18 protein-coding genes are annotated in these 20,567 nt (G+C 49.0%); 8 read left to right on the forward strand and 10 right to left on the reverse strand.

What is annotated here, in order from left to right:
- Positions 1–33: 33 nt before the first annotated feature.
- From ACTHUF_RS06845 to ACTHUF_RS06860, 4 genes are all read right to left on the reverse strand, one after another.
- Positions 34–771, reverse strand: coding sequence for a redoxin family protein (locus ACTHUF_RS06845; protein WP_049348362.1), 738 nt, complete (start codon positions 769–771; stop codon positions 34–36).
- Between the two features lie 189 nt (positions 772–960).
- Positions 961–1,746, reverse strand: a complete 786-nt coding sequence (locus ACTHUF_RS06850; RefSeq protein WP_440407386.1) for a 1-acylglycerol-3-phosphate O-acyltransferase — start codon at positions 1,744–1,746, stop codon at positions 961–963.
- Positions 1,747–1,810: 64 nt separating this feature from the next.
- Positions 1,811–2,638, reverse strand: a complete 828-nt coding sequence (gene mutM / locus ACTHUF_RS06855; protein WP_440407443.1) for a DNA-formamidopyrimidine glycosylase — start codon at positions 2,636–2,638, stop codon at positions 1,811–1,813.
- 44 nt (positions 2,639–2,682) lie between these two features.
- On the reverse strand, positions 2,683–3,342 hold the full coding sequence (locus ACTHUF_RS06860; RefSeq protein ID WP_315095070.1) for a class I SAM-dependent methyltransferase: 660 nt from the start codon (positions 3,340–3,342) through the stop codon (positions 2,683–2,685).
- A gap of 156 nt (positions 3,343–3,498) precedes the next feature.
- On the opposite strand from ACTHUF_RS06860, the gene ACTHUF_RS06865 reads away from it, so the two are divergent.
- Positions 3,499–5,610 carry a LysM peptidoglycan-binding domain-containing protein gene (locus tag ACTHUF_RS06865; protein WP_315095072.1) on the forward strand — a complete coding sequence of 704 codons (2,112 nt, stop codon included), beginning with the start codon at positions 3,499–3,501 and terminating at the stop codon, positions 5,608–5,610.
- Positions 5,611–5,853: 243 nt separating this feature from the next.
- On the opposite strand, the gene ACTHUF_RS06870 is transcribed toward ACTHUF_RS06865, so the two are convergent.
- From ACTHUF_RS06870 to gatC, 5 genes are all read right to left on the reverse strand, one after another.
- Complete coding sequence (locus ACTHUF_RS06870; protein WP_315095074.1) at positions 5,854–6,858, reverse strand: 2Fe-2S iron-sulfur cluster-binding protein; 1,005 nt, start codon at positions 6,856–6,858, stop codon at positions 5,854–5,856.
- Between the two features lie 79 nt (positions 6,859–6,937).
- Positions 6,938–8,368 carry an Asp-tRNA(Asn)/Glu-tRNA(Gln) amidotransferase subunit GatB gene (gene gatB, locus ACTHUF_RS06875; protein WP_440407387.1) on the reverse strand — a complete coding sequence of 477 codons (1,431 nt, stop codon included), beginning with the start codon at positions 8,366–8,368 and terminating at the stop codon, positions 6,938–6,940.
- Between the two features lie 100 nt (positions 8,369–8,468).
- Positions 8,469–9,089, reverse strand: coding sequence for a trimeric intracellular cation channel family protein (locus ACTHUF_RS06880; protein WP_188212171.1), 621 nt, complete (start codon positions 9,087–9,089; stop codon positions 8,469–8,471).
- A 97-nt stretch (positions 9,090–9,186) separates the two neighbouring features.
- A complete protein-coding gene (gene gatA, locus ACTHUF_RS06885) occupies positions 9,187–10,635 on the reverse strand; it encodes an Asp-tRNA(Asn)/Glu-tRNA(Gln) amidotransferase subunit GatA (RefSeq protein WP_440407388.1) in 1,449 nt (482 codons plus the stop codon).
- A 150-nt stretch (positions 10,636–10,785) separates the two neighbouring features.
- Positions 10,786–11,076, reverse strand: coding sequence for an Asp-tRNA(Asn)/Glu-tRNA(Gln) amidotransferase subunit GatC (gene gatC, locus ACTHUF_RS06890; protein ID WP_003685110.1), 291 nt, complete (start codon positions 11,074–11,076; stop codon positions 10,786–10,788).
- 224 nt (positions 11,077–11,300) lie between these two features.
- On the opposite strand from gatC, the gene ACTHUF_RS06895 reads away from it, so the two are divergent.
- The 7 genes from ACTHUF_RS06895 to ACTHUF_RS06925 all read left to right on the forward strand — a co-directional run bounded on the left by ACTHUF_RS06895 (position 11,301) and on the right by ACTHUF_RS06925 (position 18,979).
- The gene (locus ACTHUF_RS06895; protein ID WP_003747269.1) at positions 11,301–12,338 is read left to right on the forward strand and encodes a rod shape-determining protein; all 1,038 of its coding nucleotides are present in this window, start codon (positions 11,301–11,303) and stop codon (positions 12,336–12,338) included.
- Between the two features lie 11 nt (positions 12,339–12,349).
- Positions 12,350–13,192: a rod shape-determining protein MreC gene (mreC, locus tag ACTHUF_RS06900; protein ID WP_440407389.1), complete on the forward strand. Its 843-nt coding sequence runs from the start codon at positions 12,350–12,352 to the stop codon at positions 13,190–13,192.
- Positions 13,193–13,196: 4 nt separating this feature from the next.
- A complete protein-coding gene (gene mreD / locus ACTHUF_RS06905; RefSeq protein ID WP_440407390.1) occupies positions 13,197–13,697 on the forward strand; it encodes a rod shape-determining protein MreD in 501 nt (166 codons plus the stop codon).
- Positions 13,698–13,701: 4 nt separating this feature from the next.
- Positions 13,702–15,750 (forward strand): penicillin-binding protein 2, encoded by a 2,049-nt coding sequence (mrdA, locus tag ACTHUF_RS06910; protein WP_440407391.1) that lies wholly within the window; start codon positions 13,702–13,704, stop codon positions 15,748–15,750.
- Complete coding sequence (rodA, locus tag ACTHUF_RS06915; RefSeq protein WP_315095088.1) at positions 15,743–16,894, forward strand: rod shape-determining protein RodA; 1,152 nt, start codon at positions 15,743–15,745, stop codon at positions 16,892–16,894. The genes mrdA and rodA overlap by 8 nt, the downstream gene beginning before the upstream one ends.
- A 1-nt stretch (position 16,895) precedes the next feature.
- Entirely contained in the window at positions 16,896–17,555 is a 660-nt protein-coding gene (locus tag ACTHUF_RS06920; RefSeq protein WP_036490425.1) for a MarC family protein, read from the forward strand.
- An 80-nt stretch (positions 17,556–17,635) separates the two neighbouring features.
- Positions 17,636–18,979, forward strand: a complete 1,344-nt coding sequence (locus ACTHUF_RS06925; RefSeq protein WP_315095090.1) for an aldehyde dehydrogenase family protein — start codon at positions 17,636–17,638, stop codon at positions 18,977–18,979.
- Between the two features lie 301 nt (positions 18,980–19,280).
- On the opposite strand, the gene ACTHUF_RS06930 is transcribed toward ACTHUF_RS06925, so the two are convergent.
- Complete coding sequence (locus ACTHUF_RS06930; RefSeq protein WP_003747281.1) at positions 19,281–20,561, reverse strand: malic enzyme-like NAD(P)-binding protein; 1,281 nt, start codon at positions 20,559–20,561, stop codon at positions 19,281–19,283.
- Between the last annotated feature and the right edge of the window lie 6 nt (positions 20,562–20,567).

The raw sequence follows: 20,567 nt of genomic DNA on the forward strand, positions 1-20,567 counted from the left end.
GGCCTATTCAAACCGTCTCAAGCATACAGGCAATTAGTTTTTAGCCAAGTAAGCTTCCAAGTCTTCGCTGCCGCCGATGTATTTGCCGCCGATGAATACTTGAGGAGCAGTCATCTTGCCGGTAATAGCGCGTACGGAAGTAACAGTTGCATCTTTACCCAATACGATTTCTTCGTAAGACAAGCCTTTGTCTTGCAAAGCTTTTTTAGCTTTAGCACAGAATTGGCAGCCAGGTTTGGTGAAGATGGCAACAGATTCTTGAGCTTTCCAGTCAGGAGCAATGTATTTCAACATAGTGTCAGCGTCAGACACTTTGAAAGGATCGCCTGGTTCTTCAGGTTCGATAAACATTTTTTCAATCACGCCGTCATTAACCAGCATGGAGTAACGCCAAGAGCGTTTGCCGAAGCCCAAGTCTTCTTTGCCAACCAACATGCCCATGCCTTCAGTGAATTCACCGTTGCCATCAGGGATCATGTAGATGTTGTCAGCTTCTTCTTCAGCGGCCCAAGCGTTCATAACGAAAGTGTCGTTTACAGATACGCAGTAGATAGCGTCAACACCGTTTTCTTTGAACGCGCCAAACAATTCGTTGTAGCGTGGCAGGTGAGAAGAAGAGCAAGTTGGAGTAAATGCGCCAGGCAGAGAGAACACGACTACTTTTTTGCCTTTGAACAAATCATCAGTAGAAACATCTTTCCAAGTGTCGCCGACACGAGTGCGGAATACTACGGAAGGTACTTTTTGACCGGTACGATCTTGCAAAGCCATTTTTAAGCTCCTTTAAAAATTCGGGTTAGAGAAATAAATCAATGCTTGTATTGTAATGCAGGCCTATCGATTTGTATAATTTATAGTTCAAATAATATTAATTATATTAAACTATCAATTTAACCCAACCGAAAACAGCTGAATCATTAAATAAAGGCTATCTGAAAGAAAACAAGTACCTGACCGAAATTATTTTTTAGGTAAAGGCTGAACGGGCGAATCCGAAGCCACAATTTCGCCGATGGCTGTTTCCGCAATATCCTTCAAAGCATAGCGGTCTTTATCCGGCATATCTGTCGGTTTGTACTGAGGCGAGAAATCCAAACGGATACGGATTTTCTTCATAGAAACAATACGCCACAAAGACTGAAACAGGTTTACCTCCGCATAAGACGGCAAGTCCGTCCGTTGTCCGTCATCATCATAATAGCGCAAGGTTACTGCCTGAATCGGCGCTTTCGCATCAATTGCCGATTGAAACAGGGCTGCTTTAAACGGCAAAATACCCAAGCCGGAAGAAGTGCGCGCCTCAGGGAAAAAGCTGACATTCTGTCCTGCTTTCAATGCCGCGCAAATCGCCTGATTAATCGGCTCAATATCTCGGCGGGAATTGCGGTTGATAAACACCGTGCCGGCATTTTTACCCATTTTTCCCAAAACCGGCCAACCGCTGATTTCCTGCTTGGCAATAAAACTGCTCGGATAAACGGCGCTCATGGCAAAAATATCCAACCAAGACACATGGTTGGCCACTACCAATGTACCGCTCACATTTCCTTGAGGCGGTACACCGATTTCCAATTCGATATCCAAAGCATCCAACGCACCTTTTCCCAAAACAACCACCGCATGATTGCGTTCCTCTGCATTATTGCCATCGATGGCACGCAAATTCCGACCGGTTCGGAACAACCAAGCCGCCAAACGGCAAAGCCTGCCCAGTCGTTTAAAAAAAGGAGCTTTTTGTTTAGACATAAAATTTCTTCTGTATGGTATTCATTATTTTCAGACGGCCTCTGACATTTAAGGCCATCTGAAACTATTTCTGGCAATTTGGACAATAAAATGTTCCACGCTGCCCCAAAGTTTCTTTAAAAATCAACCCGCCACATTGGACACAAGGCTCATTGTGGCGACCATAGACCGTATATTCCTGCTGGAAATAGCCGCTTTTGCCATCGCTATTGACAAAGTCCCGCAGCGTACTGCCGCCCGTTTCAATCGCCCTCAGCAGAATCGCTTTAATGGTTTCCACCAATAATGCACATTCTTTCTTGGTCAGCTTATTTGCCGGACGCAATGGCGAAATACCTGCCTTAAACAGACTTTCATTCGCATAAATATTGCCAACGCCAACCACCACCGCATTATCCATCAGCGCCAATTTGACCGCACGCTTCTGCGTTTTCAATTTCTGATACAGGTAATTTGCATCAAACGCCTCCGAGAGCGGCTCCGGCCCCAGTTTTTCTAAAAGCGGATGATGTTCGGCAATACCCTCATACCACAATACCGCACCAAATTTACGCGGGTCGTGATAACGCAATACAGTACCGTCATCAAATACAAAATCCAAATGATCGTGTTTATCCGGCGTGGCAATACGTTCATCATCGGCAGTAAAAATCCGCAAACTGCCGGACATGCCCAAATGAATAAGTAAAATACCCGTTTCGAAAGTAATAATCAAATACTTCGCACGCCGGTTGCATGCCAAAACTTTGCGGCCGGCCAAAATTTGCGCCAAGTCGGGATGAACAGGCCATCTCAATTTAAACTGGCGGATAGTGACTTTTTCTATCTTTTTGCCATCAATATGCGGCTCTATCCCGCGTAAAGTCGTTTCCACCTCAGGTAATTCAGGCATCATTATTCTCCAAATTTATCATTAATATACAGGCCGTCTGAAAACTATTCGGCCAAACGTGCCGTACTTAAAGCAACCGTATTGCCATCAAATGCAGATTCCAATTCAGGCAAAGGATGGACACCAATCAAATGTTTCGTTAATACCATCCCATAAACCGCCGCACACTGCGGCCACCACCTATCCCCCGCCTTTTCCATAAACCGCCAAAACTTCAAAGCAGAAGGCGAATTCACAGCAGGCAGATAATCCATAAACTGCCCATATTCCATTTCAAAACCAATATCCGCAATTTTTCGTTTCAGCTCGGCCAAAGCCAAGCATTGAGATTTCAAAGGCAGCTTTTCCCCATCAAACCAAGAGCTCAATCCCCACAAAGATTTAGGGTTGAACCCCGTCAAAATCAACCTGCCCTCAGGTTTTAATATCCTAAATGCCTCTTGCAACACCAAATCCGCAGATGAAACTTCCAAAAGATGAGGCATCAATAACACATCCACGGAATGCGTTTCAAATGCCAACATTTCAGCATCCATCCGCACATCGCGCGGCACTACAAGCATGTTTTCAGACGGCCTAGTCCATACACCGCCCAATTGAACCGCCACCTGCCTATTCAAATACTGCAAATGCCGTCTGAAAAAATCCGCCTCTTTTTGAGCAAGATATTGCCCCATTGGCGTTTGCATAAAAAAAACTTCCATTCAAGGCTCCCCTATGCATCCCGACTTGTGTGACAGAATTTTAACACCACGGCCACATCACACAAGCAAATTCCCTGCTCGACTTGACGTTTAAATGCTGAAACGATACTATCAAAAAGACGAAATTTTATTATATATTTGATAACTTTATTTACTATGGCAAAACTAAAAACCATCGCTCTGACCGTTTCAAGCCTGTCGGCGGTTTCCGCCACAGCCTACGCACAAAACGCTACACCCAACCAAGTCGGCATGGCCATGATGCGCCTCAACTCCGCCCTGCTCGACCAAGCCAAAGCACAAACCTTCGGCTCCGGCAGCTTATGGGCATCGTTGCGTAAAGACTTCCGCATCAACGAAGTCAACACAGAACTGGTTCGCCGCCATGAAAACAAATTTGCTGCAAACAGCGCATATTTCGACCGCACCATCTCACGCAGCAAACCTTATATGTACCATATTGCCAATGAAGTTAAAAAACGCAATATGCCCGCCGAAATCGCTTTGCTGCCTTTCATTGAAAGCGCATTCGTAACCAAAGCCAAATCACACGTCGGCGCATCCGGCCTGTGGCAATTTATGCCGGCTACCGGCCGCCACTTTGGCTTGGAAAAAACACCTTTGTATGACGGCCGCCACGATATTTACGCCGCTACCGATGCCGCATTGAACTACCTGCAATACCTGCACGGCATGTTCGGCGACTGGTCTTTGGCGCTTGCCGCTTACAACTGGGGCGAAGGCAATGTCGGTCGCGCTGTCAACCGCGCCCGCGCGCAAGGTTTGGAGCCGACATACGAAAACCTGCGTATGCCGAACGAAACACGCAATTACGTTCCCAAACTTTTGGCCGTCCGTAATATCGTTGCCAATCCGCAGACCTTCGGCATGAATATCAGCGAAATCAGCAACCAGCCGTATTTCAAATCTATCAGCATCGACAAACCTATTGATAACAGCACAATCGCCCGCTTTGCAAACATCAGCGAAAGCGAATTGTTGGCACTCAACCCGGGTTTCAATGCGCCTGTATTCATCCCTAAAAACAACCGTCGTCTGTTGTTGCCGGTTGCTGCGGTTTCCACATTTGAAAAGAACTACCGCAATGCCAACCCGGATACCCTGATGTCTTGGGATATTTATACTTCTTTGGGCAACAAAAAACTGAATGCCATCGCTAACGATACCGGCATGAGCGTTGCCGAACTCAAACGCCTCAACGGCCTGAGCGGTAACGCCGTTTCTGAAGGCCGCAGCATTTTGGTGGCTAAAAATTCAGCAAGCCAAAGCCAGGACATCATTAACTTCATCGATAAAGACAATACGCCGGATACTTACCAATCCAATATGCCGGCCATGTCTCCGATTATTGCTTCCAACGCAGTAGAACCGGTTAAAGTCGCTCAAAATACCGTGACCAATATTGTTGCACCTGTTGTTCCACAATCCAGCAAACCGGTTGACTTTATTGCACGCAGCAAAGCTGAAAACGTTAATTCCGTAGCGGTAACAGAAACTAAAGCCCAACCTCAAGTTGCAAATGTGGAAGTGGCCGCCCCAGTTACAGCCATGACCCATGCGACTACCGAGACCGTTGCTAAAAATGTTGCAGAAGCGCCCAAATCAGCCATCCCTGCAGACTTGACCGCACCGACTGTAGCCTCCTCAAACAATGTCGCCCTTACTGCTGAAGCTGAAACTGTTGCCGCTGCGCCGGCGCAAGAAGAGCATGACGACCTGATGGCATTGGTACAAAGCCGACCTGTAGAGGAATCTGCAGCGACTGTTGCTGAAGCGACTCCTGAAAATAAACAAGTTCAAACTGTTGTTACTGCCGAAAGCGCACGCACGGCACGCATCGCAGCCAATATGGCTAAACAACAACGCCGTATCAATGCGCGCCTTGCCCGTGTAAGCGGTCAGCAAAACACACAAACTGCAGCACTTGCAGCGGGTACCCACCGTGTGGCAGATGGCGATACGTTGTTTAACATCTCCAAACGCTATAACCTGAGCGTAGCCGATTTGATTATTGCCAACAACATCAAAGGCAATAATATCAAAAAAGGCCAAATCCTCCGTGTTACAGCCGCTCCGGCAAAAGTCCGCAGCAACCCGGTTCAAAACGTTTCCTACACTGTACGCAAAGGCGATACCCTGAACACCATCGCCAGCCGTTTCAATGTTGATATTAACGATATCCGCCGTTGGAACCGCAATACCCGTACTGTATCTCCCGGTCAACGTTTGAAACTGATTGGTAGCTAATATTAGCTTTAAAACAAAGGCCGTCTGAAAGATTCAGACGGCCTTTTTCTTGATGATAGATAATCAAGTTAATGTTTGATGACAAACAGAATAGCCTTCTCTTTAAGATAAAAATATTTTTTGAAAATTACTGTATAAAAAAAAGAGTGTGTAAAAACACACTCTCTTCTTCAAACGAATTGTCGTCAAACTCTATGCTTAATACCCTTATCCAAACATATAAATTCCGTAAAAAATATATTCCTATGCCGGTGAAAAAGCATCACAGAAAAAGGCATCTTCCGGTAAAGCGCATTTTTGAGTCAGTAAACCATGCGCACTTTCGGTCATCTCTGGTGATCCGCAAGCATAAACTTCATATTGGCCCAAATCAGGATAATTTTGTGCAGCAACATCTTGCACATAGCCATTCTCCCCTTTCCACTCGGAATCAGGCTTAGAAAGAACCGGCGAGAATTTCGCATTTTTCAGACGGCCTATTAATGCTTCAGCTTCTTCCAATGCATACAGATCCGCCTGTTGACGTGCTCCCCAGTAAAAATGAACCTGACGCTCGCTATTCTGACGAATCAAATCAAGCAAAATACTGCGAATAGGGGCATAACCTGTACCCGTTGCCAACAAAATCATCGGTTTATTGCTGTCTTGTTGCAAAGTGAATGCACCCAATGGCCCTTTGACACGGACAATGCCTTTTTCTTTGATTTTAGGCTCTGCCCCAAAAATCATTTCTGAGCATACGCCGTTTTCACGTTTGCGGATATGCAGTTCCAAAACGCCTTCTTGATCAGGCGAATTGGCGATTGAATAGCTGCGGCTGATATTGCCGGGAAGCAGCAAATCAATATATTGCCCGGCATAAAATGCAAATGGCGGCGCTTTAGGCAAAGCCAGTTTGAGCAAAGCAACATCGTGTTTGATTTCAATGCTTTCAATACGTGCCGGCAATGTGCGTACCGGCAAAGCATTTTGATTAAAACCCGGCACATTGATTTTGAGGTCGCTCTTCGCAGTGGTACAGCACAATAACACTTTGCCCTGCGCTTTTTCTTCTTCACTGATGGCTTTATCAATATGCTTGCCCATTTCAAATTCGCCACTAATCAACTCGGCCTTACACTGCCCGCAGGCACCGCTTTTGCAAGAATGAGGCAAATTTAAATTCTGACGGGTTGCGGCAGCAAGAACAGTTTCGTCCTCATTCGCCGTAAATGTAGTTTGGTCTGGTAAGGTAATGGTATGTGTCATGGTATTTAGAATAAATTTATTATCAAAAACAAAGGCCGTCTGAAAATAAAACCTGTTTTCAGACGGCCTATCCTATCTATCAAGTCAATTTGGCTTTAATCAACTCTTGAACCTGAGCCGGATTAGCCTTGCCTTTACTTGCTTTCATCACTTGGCCGACAATCGCATTTAAGGCTTTTTCATTACCGGAACGGAATTGCTCAATGGCTTTCGCATTGTTTGCCAACACTTCATCCACCATCGCTTCAATTGCGCCAGTGTCAGTAATCTGTTGCAAACCGTGTTTTTCGATGATTTCGGCAATACCTGCTTCAGGCTCAGCCCACATCGCTTCAAAAGCTTTTTTCGCCAGTTTGCTGCTCAATGTTCCGTCTGCGACTTTAGCAACCAACTCGGCAAGACGTGAAGCCGTAATCGGGCTTTCAGCCAATTCCAAACCTTCTTTGTTCAAGGTAGCGGCAAGCTCGCCGTTCATCCAGTTCGCCGTTAATTTACCTTGGCCGCAGGCTTTGGCAGCTTCTTCAAAATAGGCAGCTTGAGCACGGCTGGCAGTCAACAGGCGCGCATCATAGTCGGACACGCCGTAATCGGCAACAAAACGCGCCGCCATTTCATGCGGCAACTCAGGCATTTGCTCTTTGGCCTTTTGCAATTGACCGTCTGAAATAATGACCGGCAGCAAATCCGGATCTGGGAAATAGCGGTAATCGTGCGCATCTTCTTTCAAACGCATCACACGGGTTTCGCCTTTTTCAGGGTCAAACAGCATGGTTGCCTGCTGTACTTTACCGCCGTCTTCCAAAATTTCGATTTGCGCTTCCACTTCATAATTGATGGCTTGCTCCAAGAAGCGGAAAGAATTGAGGTTTTTGATTTCACGGCGCGTACCGAACTCGGCCTGGCCTTTTGGACGTACAGAAACGTTGGCATCGACGCGGAACGAGCCTTCCGCCATATTGCCGTCGCAAATATCCAGCCAAGTTACCAAACCGTGCAACGCTTTAGCGTATGCCACGGCTTCGGCTGCGGAGCGCATTTCAGGCTCGGAGACAACTTCCAACAAAGGCGTACCGGCGCGGTTTAAGTCGATACCGGTTGCACCGTTCAAACCTTCATGTACGGATTTACCCGCATCTTCTTCCATGTGCGCACGGGTAACATTGATGGTTTTGACCTCGTCGCCCACTACGATTTCCAATTTGCCATGCTCAACAATCGGCAAATCCAACTGACTGATTTGATAGCCCTTCGGCAAATCAGGATAGAAATAGTTTTTACGGTCGAACACGTTTTTCTGATTGATTTTCGCATCCAAAGCCAAACCGAGTTTGATGGCTTTTTCGACGACTTCGCGGTTCATTACCGGCAATACGCCTGGCAACGCACACTCAACCACGCTGGCGTGGGCATTAGGTTCAGCACCGAATGCAGTGGATGCGCCGCTGAAGATTTTGGATTGGGTGTTGAGTTGGACGTGGATTTCCAGTCCGATTACGGTTTCCCAAGTCATAAGGGTCTTTCTGTCGAAAAAAAGTTAATCGGTTAAATGAATGATTCGTTTTTTAGGCGGCCTGAATAAAAAACCATCACAGGCCGTCTGTAAGATAAGTTTATTTCCTGCGGCGTTGGAAACCGGGCAGTTGCCAATGGAACCGGTATGCAGTCAGGCGAAACAACAATCCGCCGGCAAAGAGCAGGTTTAACGTAAAAATATTAATCCAGCCCAAACGCCCGAACAGATAAATCAGCCCGCCAATCAAAATGGCCACGCTGCCGTAAAGGTCGGTGCGCAAAATCATCGGCACGTCATTGACCAAAATATCGCGTGCAATACCGCCTCCAACAGCAGTTACAAAAGCCAAAGAAATAACGCCGAACAGATTAAGCTGCAAAGCCATGCCGATTTGTGCGCCGGTAATGCTGAACGCAGCCAGACCGACGGCATCGGCAATAATAAAGGCAGCGGCCAAGTAGGTGCTGCGATAGCGTTGCACCCTTACCAACCATGCAATGGCCAGTGTGGCAAACACAACAATCAGCGCATCGGTTTGCAAAAACACCTGCGGAATCCGGCCGACCAAGCCGTCGCGTATCATACCGCCGCCGACAGCCGTCAGTAACGCAGTAATGACGACACCGAGTACATCCAATCGCTTGTTGTAGCCGACCAAATAGCCGGAAATGGCAAACGCGGCTGTCCCAATGATTTGGATGAAGTCGGTGGTTGTCATGATTGTTAAATATCTATAATTTGCAGCGCCTAAATGATTCAGGCGCTTTTTATGGTTTATTTTCAGACGGCCTTGAATCCATCAAAGCCCTAAAACATTATTCCGGCGCTTTGGTATGCCAATCGCTGTTCAGTTGAACTTGATATGCGGCGCCCAAAATTTTGGCTTCGGAGAAATAATTACCGATAAATTGCACACCAATCGGCAGACCGTTTGTACTGAAACCGGCAGGCAGGGTCAGTGCAGGTAAACCGGCAAGGTTCACGGCGATGGTGTAAATATCGGACAAGTACATTTGCACAGGGTCGTGAATGTCGCTGCCGAGTTTCGGCGCAGCAGTCGGTGCAGTCGGTGCCAAAATGAAATCACATTGACCAAAGGCCGTCTGAAAATCATTGGCAACCAGACGGCGCAGTTTTTGCGCTTTCAGGTAATAAGCATCGTAGTAACCATGGCTCAATACATAAGTACCGATCATGATACGGCGTTTGACCTCGCTGCCGAAACCTTCGGCACGAGTGTTGCTGTACATTTCTTCCAAGTCGCCGAATTGCGCTGCACGATGACCATAACGTACGCCGTCGAAACGGGACAAGTTGGTACTTGCTTCAGCGGAGGCGAGAACGTAATAAGCAGGAATCGACAATGAAGTTTGCGGCAACGAAACTTCAACAGTCTCAGCGCCTTGGGCTTTAAGCAAATCGATCACGTTTTGCAAGGCCGTCTGAACATCGGCATCCGCGCCTTCGCCGAAATATTCTTTAGGCAAACCGATTTTCAAACCTTTGAGCGGCTTATCCAAATCACGGGTGTAATCTTCTTTGTCGCGTTCCAAACTGGTGGAATCACGCTCGTCAAAGCTGGCCATGGCGTTCAACAAAATCGCACAGTCTTCGGCCGTTTGCGCCATAGGGCCGGCTTGGTCGAAGCTGGAAGCATAGGCAACCATACCGAAGCGTGAAACCGTACCGTATGTCGGCTTAATACCGGTAATACCGCAATGCGATGCAGGCTGACGGATAGAACCGCCGGTATCCGAACCCAAGGCAGCCGGTGCCAAACGGGCCGCAATCACGGCAGCCGAACCGCCTGACGAACCGCCGGGAACATGCTCAAAATTCCATGGGTTTTTGGTTGCGCCGTAGAATGAAGTCTCATTGGTCGAGCCCATGGCAAATTCGTCCATATTGGTACGGCCGAGAGTAACCATGCCGGCATCCAACAGGTTTTGCACCACAGTGGCAGTATAAGGAGACACAAAGTTATCCAACATTTTGGAACTGCATGCACTGCGCCAACCTGTTTGGCAGAAAATATCTTTGTAAGCAACCGGCACACCGGTCAAAGCCGTTGCATTACCGGCCGCGATACGCGCATCGGCTGCTTTGGCTTCAGCAAGGGTCTTATCTTGATCGATGGTAACGTAGCCGTTGATGGCGGGGTTTTTTGCAGCAATGGCGGCCAAATATTCGGTCGCCAATTCGACTGCGGAAATTTGTTTGGATTGCAGCAGGCTGCTGGCTTGTTTGAGCGTGTAAGCGGTCATTGTGCCGTACTTTCTATAAAACAGTTTTTGCTTTCAAAACAGATATTGAAAACATCCGTTTAAATCAATAAATCGGGCCGTCTGAACAAAGTATCCTTTCAGACGGCCTTGCAATAGGGGTTTGCCGATAAGCAAAGGCCGTCTGAAACCTTATTCTTCAATCACTTGAGGAACGATATACAGACGGTTGCGCACTTCGGGGGCAACCGCCTGATATTCGGCGGCATGGTCGGTTTCAGTCACTTTATCTTCGCGCAGGCGCAAAGCGGCTTCGTGCGGATGCGCCATGGGTTCGATGCCGTCGGTATTGACGCTTTGCATGTTTTCAACCATAGCGAAAATGTCGTTCAACTCGGCAAGCGTTTTGTTTTTTTCTTCGTCCGTTAAAGTGAGGCGCGAGAGTTTTGCGATTTTTTCCACATCATTTAAGCTTAAAGCCATAAAAAATCCTTGTCTGATAGCAATGCACCTTGGGTTTGGGGTATCATTGCATTTCGTCTTCTATGAAGCGAAGAATTATAACCGAAAACCAAACAGGTTGGCATGGTGTTTTGATTCAGACGGCCTTTTCAGGGTGTATTTATCCGTCTTAAACCGTGTACCTGTTTTTCTTATTTTAAATAACGCTAAACACATCCGGGCTGGGCCGGAATTTCAGGTATCCTATGTTTCGTCTTTTATCTCGTTTTCTTTCTAATGATATTGCCATCGACTTGGGCACGGCCAACACGTTGATTTTTGTACGCGGCAAAGGGATTGTTTTGGATGAGCCGTCCATGGTTGCGATTCAATCCGGCGCGGGCAATAAAAGTAAAATCATGGCGGTTGGTACGGAAGCCAAAAAAATGCAGGGCCGTGCGCCGCGCAATATCGAAATCGTCCGTCCGATGAAAGACGGCGTGATTGCCGATTTTGTGATTACCGAGCGTATGCTGGGTATGTTGATTAAAAAAGCCACCGAAGGACGGTCTTTGGTTCCGCCCCGTGTGGTTATCTGTGTTCCGGGCGGCTCTACCCAAGTGGAACGTAAAGCGATTTTGGATTCTGCATTTGCCGCCGGCGCGGCAAGCGTGCATTTGATTGAAGAACCGATGGCCGCCGCTTTGGGCGCGGGCTTGCCGATTGAAGATGCGGCAGGTTCGATGATTGTCGATATTGGCGGCGGTACGACTGAGATCGGTATTCTTTCACTGGGCGGTATGGCCTATTCCGCTTCTGTCCGCGCAGCCGGCGACGAATTCGATAAAAGCATCATCCATTACCTGCGCCGTCATCGCGGTGTCTTGATCGGTGAAGCGACGGCAGAAGAATTGAAGAAACAAATCGGCTCGGCCTCGGGCTTTGAAACCGAAACAGCCATGCGCATTAAAGGCCGTGATCTGGCCGAAGGTACGCCCAAATCCTTGGCGGTTACGTCAAATGAAATCCGTGAAGCATTGAGTGAAACGGTAAATCAAATCATCCGCGCCGTCCGTCTGGCTTTGGAACAAGCTCCGCCCGAACTGGCCGGCGACATCGCCGACCGCGGCATTATGCTGACCGGCGGCGGTGCACTTCTGCACGGTATCGATACCGTCTTGGCCGATGCAACCGGACTGCCCGTCGGCATTGCCGACCAGCCTCTGAACTGCGTCGCCTATGGCGCCGGTAAGGCTTTGGACTATATCGGCAAATGGGATACCGTGTTTACGGAAAACCCATAAGGTAGATGGCTATGGAACGCTCTTCTTTGCGCTTTGACGAGGCAAAAGGCCCTAAGCTGTTGCCTCGTTTTGTCGTTTATGTCGCCCTGGCGGCCGGTCTGATGGTGGCTGATTATCGCTTTTCATTGATGCAGCCTGTGCGTGCGGCAGTAATGCCCATGCTTTATCCTGCTCAATGGCTGGCCAATCAACCCGTTCAACTTTATCAATATTTTGCCGATCTTTCCCAATCCAAATCCGAGCTTTTGGAACAAAACCGCCGGCTTTTGGAAGAAAATGGCCGTCTGAAAATCGATTTGCAGCGGGATAAAGTCAATACCGATGAATTGCGCGAATTGAAAAAACTGTACGATTTGCAACAAAAAGGCATCCACAATGTTATCGGCGCAGAAGTCATTTCCAATGGCAAAGATCCGCTTTCCGAAAGACTGATTATCGGCAAAGGCAGTCAAGACGGCTTGAAAGTTGGCGATGCGGTCATCGATCAAAGTGGTTTGATCGGCCTGTTGACACAAGTCCATACACAAAGCGCGGAAATCGAGCTGATCTCAAGCGGACAAAGCATTGTCCCCGTAGCCGTCAGCCGCACCGGCAAACGCAATTTGGCATACGGCAATGGCAACGGTTTGGATTTGCGCTATTTCCCAACCGGCTCAGACTTGAAACCCGGCGATGTTCTGCTGACTTCCGGTTTGGACGGTACTTATCCGGCGGGGATTCCCGTTGCAACCGTCAGCAAGGTTGTCCGTGCATCGGGAACGCCTTATTACGATACGCAACTGACGCCTTTGGCCGCTTTACGCAGCAGCCGTTTTGTCTTGGTACTTTCTTCCGCCCCCTCTTCCCCACGCTGATTTCATGAACGATTTTGACGATTCTTACCGTGCAGTACCGCTGCACATCATGGCGGCCAGTCTCATCGTGATGATGATACTGGACTTTATGCCGTTTTCCTTTGACGGATTCTTCTGGCTGCCTGAAATGACGGCACTGATGCTGCTGTATTGGGCATTGCACCAGCCGCAACGCGCAGGCATGGGACTGGCTTTTGCCATCGGTCTGATTGTCGATGCCGCAACCGCCGCGACTTTGGGCTTGCACGCCCTATCTTACGTCGTGATGACTTATTTCATCTTAAACCGACGCCGCCAAATCATGCTGTACGGCCACATTATACAATTGGCCGCTGTCTTGGCTGCGTTGTTGCTCAATCAGGCCGTTTTAACTGCTGCCCGTCTGTTCCTCAATCATCAGGTCATCACTTTGCAAGGCTTTGTTGCCCCATTTGTCGGCGCACTGCTTTGGCCGATACTCAGCCAGCTGATGCTGATCGTGACCCGTATTTACCGCGCGCACTGAAAAGATGAAACCGATTCTTCCACGCCGTCTTTCCGGTGGTCAACATACCAAAAAACCTTCCGCTCAGGCAGCACAAGCCGACGCCCTATTGCGCCTGCTCGTTGCTTTTATCCTGATTGTCATCTTCTTTTCCATTTTGCTGGCGCGGTTCTTCTACCTGCAAGTGACTCAACACAATGAGTTTTCCGGCCAAGCATCGAGCAACCGCATCACCCTGATTCCAACACCGCCCGTACGCGGCGAAATCGTCGACATCAACGGCGTTCCTTTGGCCAAAAACTATCCCGTCTTTTCGCTTGAAGTTATTCCTAGCCGCATCGAAGGCAAGATGGAAGATGTCATTGAAGCATTGAAAAAATACGTCGATATCACACCGACAGATTTAAAACGCTTCAAAAAATACCGCGAAAGCTATCGAAAATTTGAAAACATCCCGCTCAAGCTCAGGCTGACCGATGAAGAGGCTGCGCGTTTGTCTGTACATCTGCGCGAATTCAAAGGCGTAGAGGTCAACTCACGCACATTCCGCGAATATCCTTACGGTAAGCTGACCTCCCATTTCTTAGGCTATATCGGCCGTATAAGCGATAAAGACAAAGAAATGCTGGAAGAAGAAGGCCTGACCGCCCTCTATCGCGGCAGTACGCATATCGGTAAATCCGGCTTGGAAAAATATTACGAGCACCAGCTTCATGGCGTTCCAGGCTATCAGGAAGTCGAAAAAGACGCTTACGGCAATATCGTCCGTGTATTGAAAAATGTCCCGTCCAAAATGGGGCAAACCTTGCGCCTAGGGATGGATATCCGTATGCAGCAGGAAGCCGACCGAATCTTGGGCGACCGCCGTGGCGCATTGGTGGCCATCAATCCGCAAGACGGTACTGTTTTGGCATTTGTTTCCAAACCTTCTTTCGATCCCAACCTCTTTATTGACGGCATCGACAGCGATACTTGGAAAATGCTGAATGACGATTGGAAAAAGCCTTTGATCAACCGTGTTACCCAAGGCCTTTATCCGCCAGGCTCTACATTCAAACCCTTTATGGGCATGGCTTTGTTGGAAAGCGGCAAAATCACTCAAAACACCATCGTCCCCGCTCCCGGCGCATGGAGCATACCCGGCAGCCGCCATATTTTCCGCGACTCTGTCCGAAGCGGTCACGGTTCTGCCAACTTGAGCAAAGCCATTCAAGTATCCTCAGATACCTTCTTCTACCGCTTGGGTTACGAAATGGGTATCGACAAAGCCTCTCCGTATCTGGCGCAATTCGGTTTCGGCCAAAAAACCGGCATTGACCTGCCTAGTGAATATGTAGGCGTTTTGCCCAGCCGCGAATGGAAGGCCAAACGCTTTGCCAAATCTTCCGACCCGACTGCCAAAGAATGGCGTGCCGGCGAGATGGTTTCCGTCAGTATCGGCCAAGGCTACAATGCCTACACGCCTTTGCAAATGGCACATGCGACAGCATCTCTGGCCAACAACGGTGTTGTCCATCAGCCGCATTTAGTCAAAGAAATATTGGATTTCGGCGCGCGCAAAATTACCCGTATCAACCCCAATCCTGAGCGTCAAATTCCGTTCAAAGCCGACAACTTCGAATACGTCAAACGCGCAATGGAAAAGGTATTGAAACCGGGCGGTACGGCACACCGTATCGGTGGCGGACTTGCTTACACAATGGGCGGTAAAACTGGTACGGCCCAAGTCGTACAAATTAAACAAGGCGGCCGCTACAATGCCGCAGCCCTGCGCGAACAACACCGCGACCACGCATGGTTTATCTCGTTTGCGCCATTGGAAAAACCTGAAATCGCCATTGCCGTTATTTTGGAAAACGGCGGCTGGGGTGCGTATGCCGCGCCATTGGCCCGTGAAATGACTGATTTTTATATGCTTCACGTCAAGCCGCAACAGTTTTCAGACGGCCTAGAAACAGATTCGGCCAAAACTGAAAAAACTGATAAACATCAGCCCATTACCAGTATTTTCCAATCTGCCTACGGACTGACGCCGACAAGCCCTGCCTCACAGCCGGAGGTTCACCATGAATAACACATCAGCGTGGAAAACGTTCAAATCCACCATTGCAGCCCCGATTGACCCTTGGCTGTTTTTTGCCATGCTCGCCATCTACATCATGAGCCTATTCCTGCTCTATTCTGCAGACGGGCAAGAGTTCGGCCAATTGGAAAACAAAACCATCCATACCGTTTTGGGCTTTGCCCTTTTATGGATTATTGCCGTATTCAAGCCGCAAACGGCTGCCAAAGTTGCTCTGCCTGTTTATATCGTCGGCGTATTGCTGCTGATTGGCGTCGAAGTTGCCGGCGTTACCGTAAACGGTTCGACCCGTTGGCTGAGCCTTGGCTTTACCCGTATCCAACCTTCCGAAATCATGAAAATCGGTATTCCCATGACTGTCGCGTGGTATTTCCAACGCTATGAAGGCCGTCTGAAATGGATACATTATATTGTCGCCCTCGTGCTGATTCTTGTTCCTGTCGCCCTGATTTTGAAGCAGCCCGACCTCGGTACGGCCGCGCTGATTATGGCTTCGGGCATTTTTGTCATCTTTTTTGCCGGATTGCCCTGGAAAGCCATTTTTGCCGCTATTATTGCCTTTGTGGCCGCCCTGCCGCTCTTGTGGAACTACGGCATGCACGACTACCAGAAAACCCGCGTCCTCACCCTGCTCGACCCGACCAAAGACCCGTTAGGTGCAGGCTACCACATCATCCAATCCATGATTGCCATCGGCTCGGGCGGCGTATGGGGTAAGGGCTGGCTTAACGGCACGCAAACACATTTAGATTATATTCCCGAATCAACGACTGACTTTATTTTCGCAGTATTCGGCGAAGAGTTCGGCCTGATCGGCAATGTCCTTTTGCTGCTGGTTTACCTTATCATTTTGGCACGCGGATTGTGGATTGCCGCACAAGCGCAATCCCTTTACAGCCGTACTTTGGCAGGCGCATTGACCATGACCTTTTTCTGCTACGCCTTTGTAAACATGGGCATGGTCAGCGGTATTTTGCCCGTTGTCGGCGTCCCCCTCCCCTTGGTCAGCTACGGCGGTACGGCTACGCTTTCCATCATGGTGGTGCTCGCCCTGTTGATGGGTATCGCCAACGAACATAAAAACCTCCGCCGTCGCAATATGGACAACGACGACCTGACTGAAAGCAAGGAATAATATGGAATTAGGTGTAGAAATCGGCAAACTTCTCGTTGCACTTCTTGTACTGATCAACCCCTTCAGCGCACTCTCGATTTATCTTGACCTGACGCAAGACCACAGCACCAAAGAAAAACGCAGAATTGCGCGTACTGCCGCATTAGCCGTTTTCATCGTGATTGTCGTCTTTGCACTGAGCGGCGGTATCTTATTGAAAGTACTCGGCATCAGCGTAGGCTCTTTCCAAGTCGGCGGCGGCATTTTGGTTTTACTGATTGCCATCTCCTTGATGAACGGCAACGACAATCCGGCCAAGCCCAAAATCGACCCCAATTCAGAAGAGCATCACCATGCGCAACAAGTCCGCCGCAATGAAAAAGCCATTGCCGTCGTCCCCATTGCCATTCCGATTACCATCGGTCCCGGCGGTATTTCTACCGTCATCATTTACTCCTCTGCCGCCAAAAATTACAGCGATATTGCCCTGATTATCATCTCCGGCTTTCTGGTCAGCCTGATTTGCTATCTCATCCTGATCGTTGCCGGACGCATCAGCAAACGCTTGGGCACGACCGGCCTGACCATCCTCAACCGCATCATGGGCATGATGCTTGCTGCCATTTCCGTAGAGATTATTGTTGCCGGCTTAAAATCTATTTTTCCCCAACTGGTCGCTTGAAGTACAATCATCACAATAAAAGGCCGTCTGAAACATTTTCAGACGGCCTCATAAAAACATAAAAACAAAGGAGCCCAACCATGTTTCACAGCACCCATGTCTTTACCGGTGAAACCATTTGCCACCGACCGGCACAAAACTACACCGAATTTACCGACGAATTAAACCGTCTCCAAGCCATTCAGCAAACCTTCGCCCAATCAAGCATTACCGATCGCACCGCCCTCTTACAGCAATTTGCCGACAGCCTGACCCAAAACCAAGAACGCCTCGCCGAAATGGTTTGCGAAGAAGTCGGCCGCTGCCTGCATGAATGCCGCGCCGAAATCAGCAAATCCATCGAGCTCATCCGCTACTACGTCCGCCTCGCGCCCGAACTGCTCTCCCATAAAACCATCGCCACCCAAGCCAGCCTCAGCCAAGTCCGCTTCGAGCCTTTGGGCGTTGTTTTGGCAGTCATGCCGTGGAACTATCCTGTCTGGCAGATTTTACGATTTGCCATCCCTGCCCTGTGCGCCGGCAATGCCTGCGCGGTCAAACCTGCGCCCAGTGTCGCCCGCGTCAGCGGAACCCTCTTCAGCCTTGTCCCCAAAGGTTTGCCGCTTATCGGCGCATGGTTAAACCATGAAGACACGCTTAAAGCCATCGAAGATACCGATGCCATGGCATTCACCGGTTCGACCCATACCGGCCGACTGCTGGCCGCCCATGCAGGCAAACATCTGAAAAAAACCGTCCTTGAACTGGGCGGCAGCAATCCGTTTATCATCCTGCCCGATGCCGATCTCCAACGCGCCGCCATCGACGCCTGCTATTCACGCTTCCGCGATGCCGGACAATCCTGCAACGCCGCCAAACGCATTATTGTTACCCAAGATATTGCCGAACAATTTATCCCGCTCTTCCTTGCCGAGTGTGCCAAACTGCAAACCGGCAACCCTAAAGACCCAAACACCACCCTTGCCCCGCTTCACCGCCAAGACCTGCGCCAAAACGTGCATGAGCAGGTTCAAGATGCAGTTGCACACGGCGCGCAATGCTTGAGTGGCGGCTATATTCCTGATGGACAAAGCTGGTTTTACCCGGCTACCGTCTTGGATCAAGTCAATCCAAACTGCCGCGTTTGGCATGAAGAGGTCTTCGGCCCGGTTGCCATGATCTTACGCGCCGACAATCCGGATCACGCCGTTGCGCTTGCCAATGACACACCCTTCGGCCTCGGCGCCTGCATCTACACAGCCAACACGGCAAATGCATGGAAATACGCCGAAAAAATCCAAGCAGGCTCTGTCTTTATCAACCGCCACACCAGCAGCGACTTGCGCCTCCCCTTTGGCGGCGTCAAAGCTTCAGGCTACGGACGGGAGCTATCCGAATTCGGACTGTACGAATTCGTCAACGTTAAAACCTATTGGCAAAAATAAACCGTTTCATTCACTCAGGCCGTCTGAAAACCCAATTTCAGACGGCCTGATGTTTTTTTAAAGACTGGCAAAAATGTTGTATTTAAAACCCATACCGATTCTGCAAAATCAAAGCAGCTCAAAAATAAGCAACCTATCTTAGAAAGCAATTTATATTTCCACACCCATTTTGAATCGGCAGCTTACCATGTTCATCATTCCAGCCGTTTCATTAAACCCTCTATAAAATACCCAATAAACAAAAATGCCGTCTGAAATACAACTTTCAGACGGCATTTTCAATCAAATACTACTTACCGGATTACAATTTCAAACCGGCCAGTTTAGCAGCATACGCATCCAAATCAGCGATTGGACGGGTAGCCACGCCGCTTTCCATTGCTGCTTTAGCAGTAGCTGTAGCAACGCGAGGCAACAGGCGGGAATCGAATGGGGTAGGAATCAGGTATTCCGCACCGAATTCAAATTTCTTACCGTAAGCGGCAACCACTTCTTCAGTTACCTCTTCCATCGCCAAATCAGCCAAAGCGTACACGCAGGCGCGTTTCATTTCTTCGTTGATGGTGGTCGCGCCGACATCCAATGCGCCACGGAAGATGAATGGGAAGCACAATACGTTGTTCACTTGGTTCGGGAAGTCTGAACGGCCTGTACCGATGACCACATCCGGACGGGTTTCTTTTGCCAACGGAGGCAGGATTTCCGGATTCGGGTTTGCCATGGCGAACACGATTGGTTTTTCGTTCATGGTGTTCAGCATTTCAGGCGTCAGCAGGTTTGCGCCGGACAGACCCAAGAAGATGTCTTTACCTTTAACGGCATCGGCCAATACGCGTTGGCCATTATCTTCAATGGCGTAGAACTGTTTGGACTCGTCCATACGGTCTTTGTCTTCGCGGGTTTTGTAAATCACGCCTTTGGAGTCGCAAACGGTCACGTTTTCGCGTTTCAGACCCAAATCCAGCAATTGGTTCAAGCAGGCAATCGCGGCCGCACCTGCGCCGGAGCACACCAAAGTTGCTTCTTCGATTTTGCGGCCGGTATAACGCAAAGCGTTCAGTACAGCGGCAGCGGTAATGATGGCGGTACCGTGTTGGTCGTCGTGGAATACAGGGATTTTGCAACGTTTGCGCAATTCGCGTTCGATGTAGAAGCACTCAGGCGCTTTAATGTCTTCAAGGTTGATACCGCCGAAAGTCGGTTCCAAAGAAGCGATGATGTCCACCAGTTTTTGCGGGTCTTTTTCATCGATTTCGATGTCAAACACGTCAACGCCAGCGAATTTTTTGAACAATACGCCTTTGCCTTCCATAACAGGTTTGCCGGCCAATGCGCCGATGTTGCCCAAACCCAACACTGCGGTACCGTTGGAAATCACGGCAACCAAATTGCCTTTGGCGGTGTATTTGTAGGCATTTTGAGGATCGGCATGGATTTCCATACAAGGAGCGGCTACGCCCGGAGAGTACGCCAACGCCAAGTCTTTAGAAGTAGCCAGAGATTTGGTTGGGGTAACGGAGATTTTGCCCGGCACGGGGAATTCGTGGAACTGCAGGGCGGCTTCTTTTAATGAATTTTCCATTTGTCG

Origin of the sequence: Neisseria sp. P0024.S006, from assembly GCF_051956595.1 — a bacterium.
In the GTDB taxonomy this organism is placed as follows: Bacteria; Pseudomonadota; Gammaproteobacteria; order Burkholderiales; family Neisseriaceae; genus Neisseria.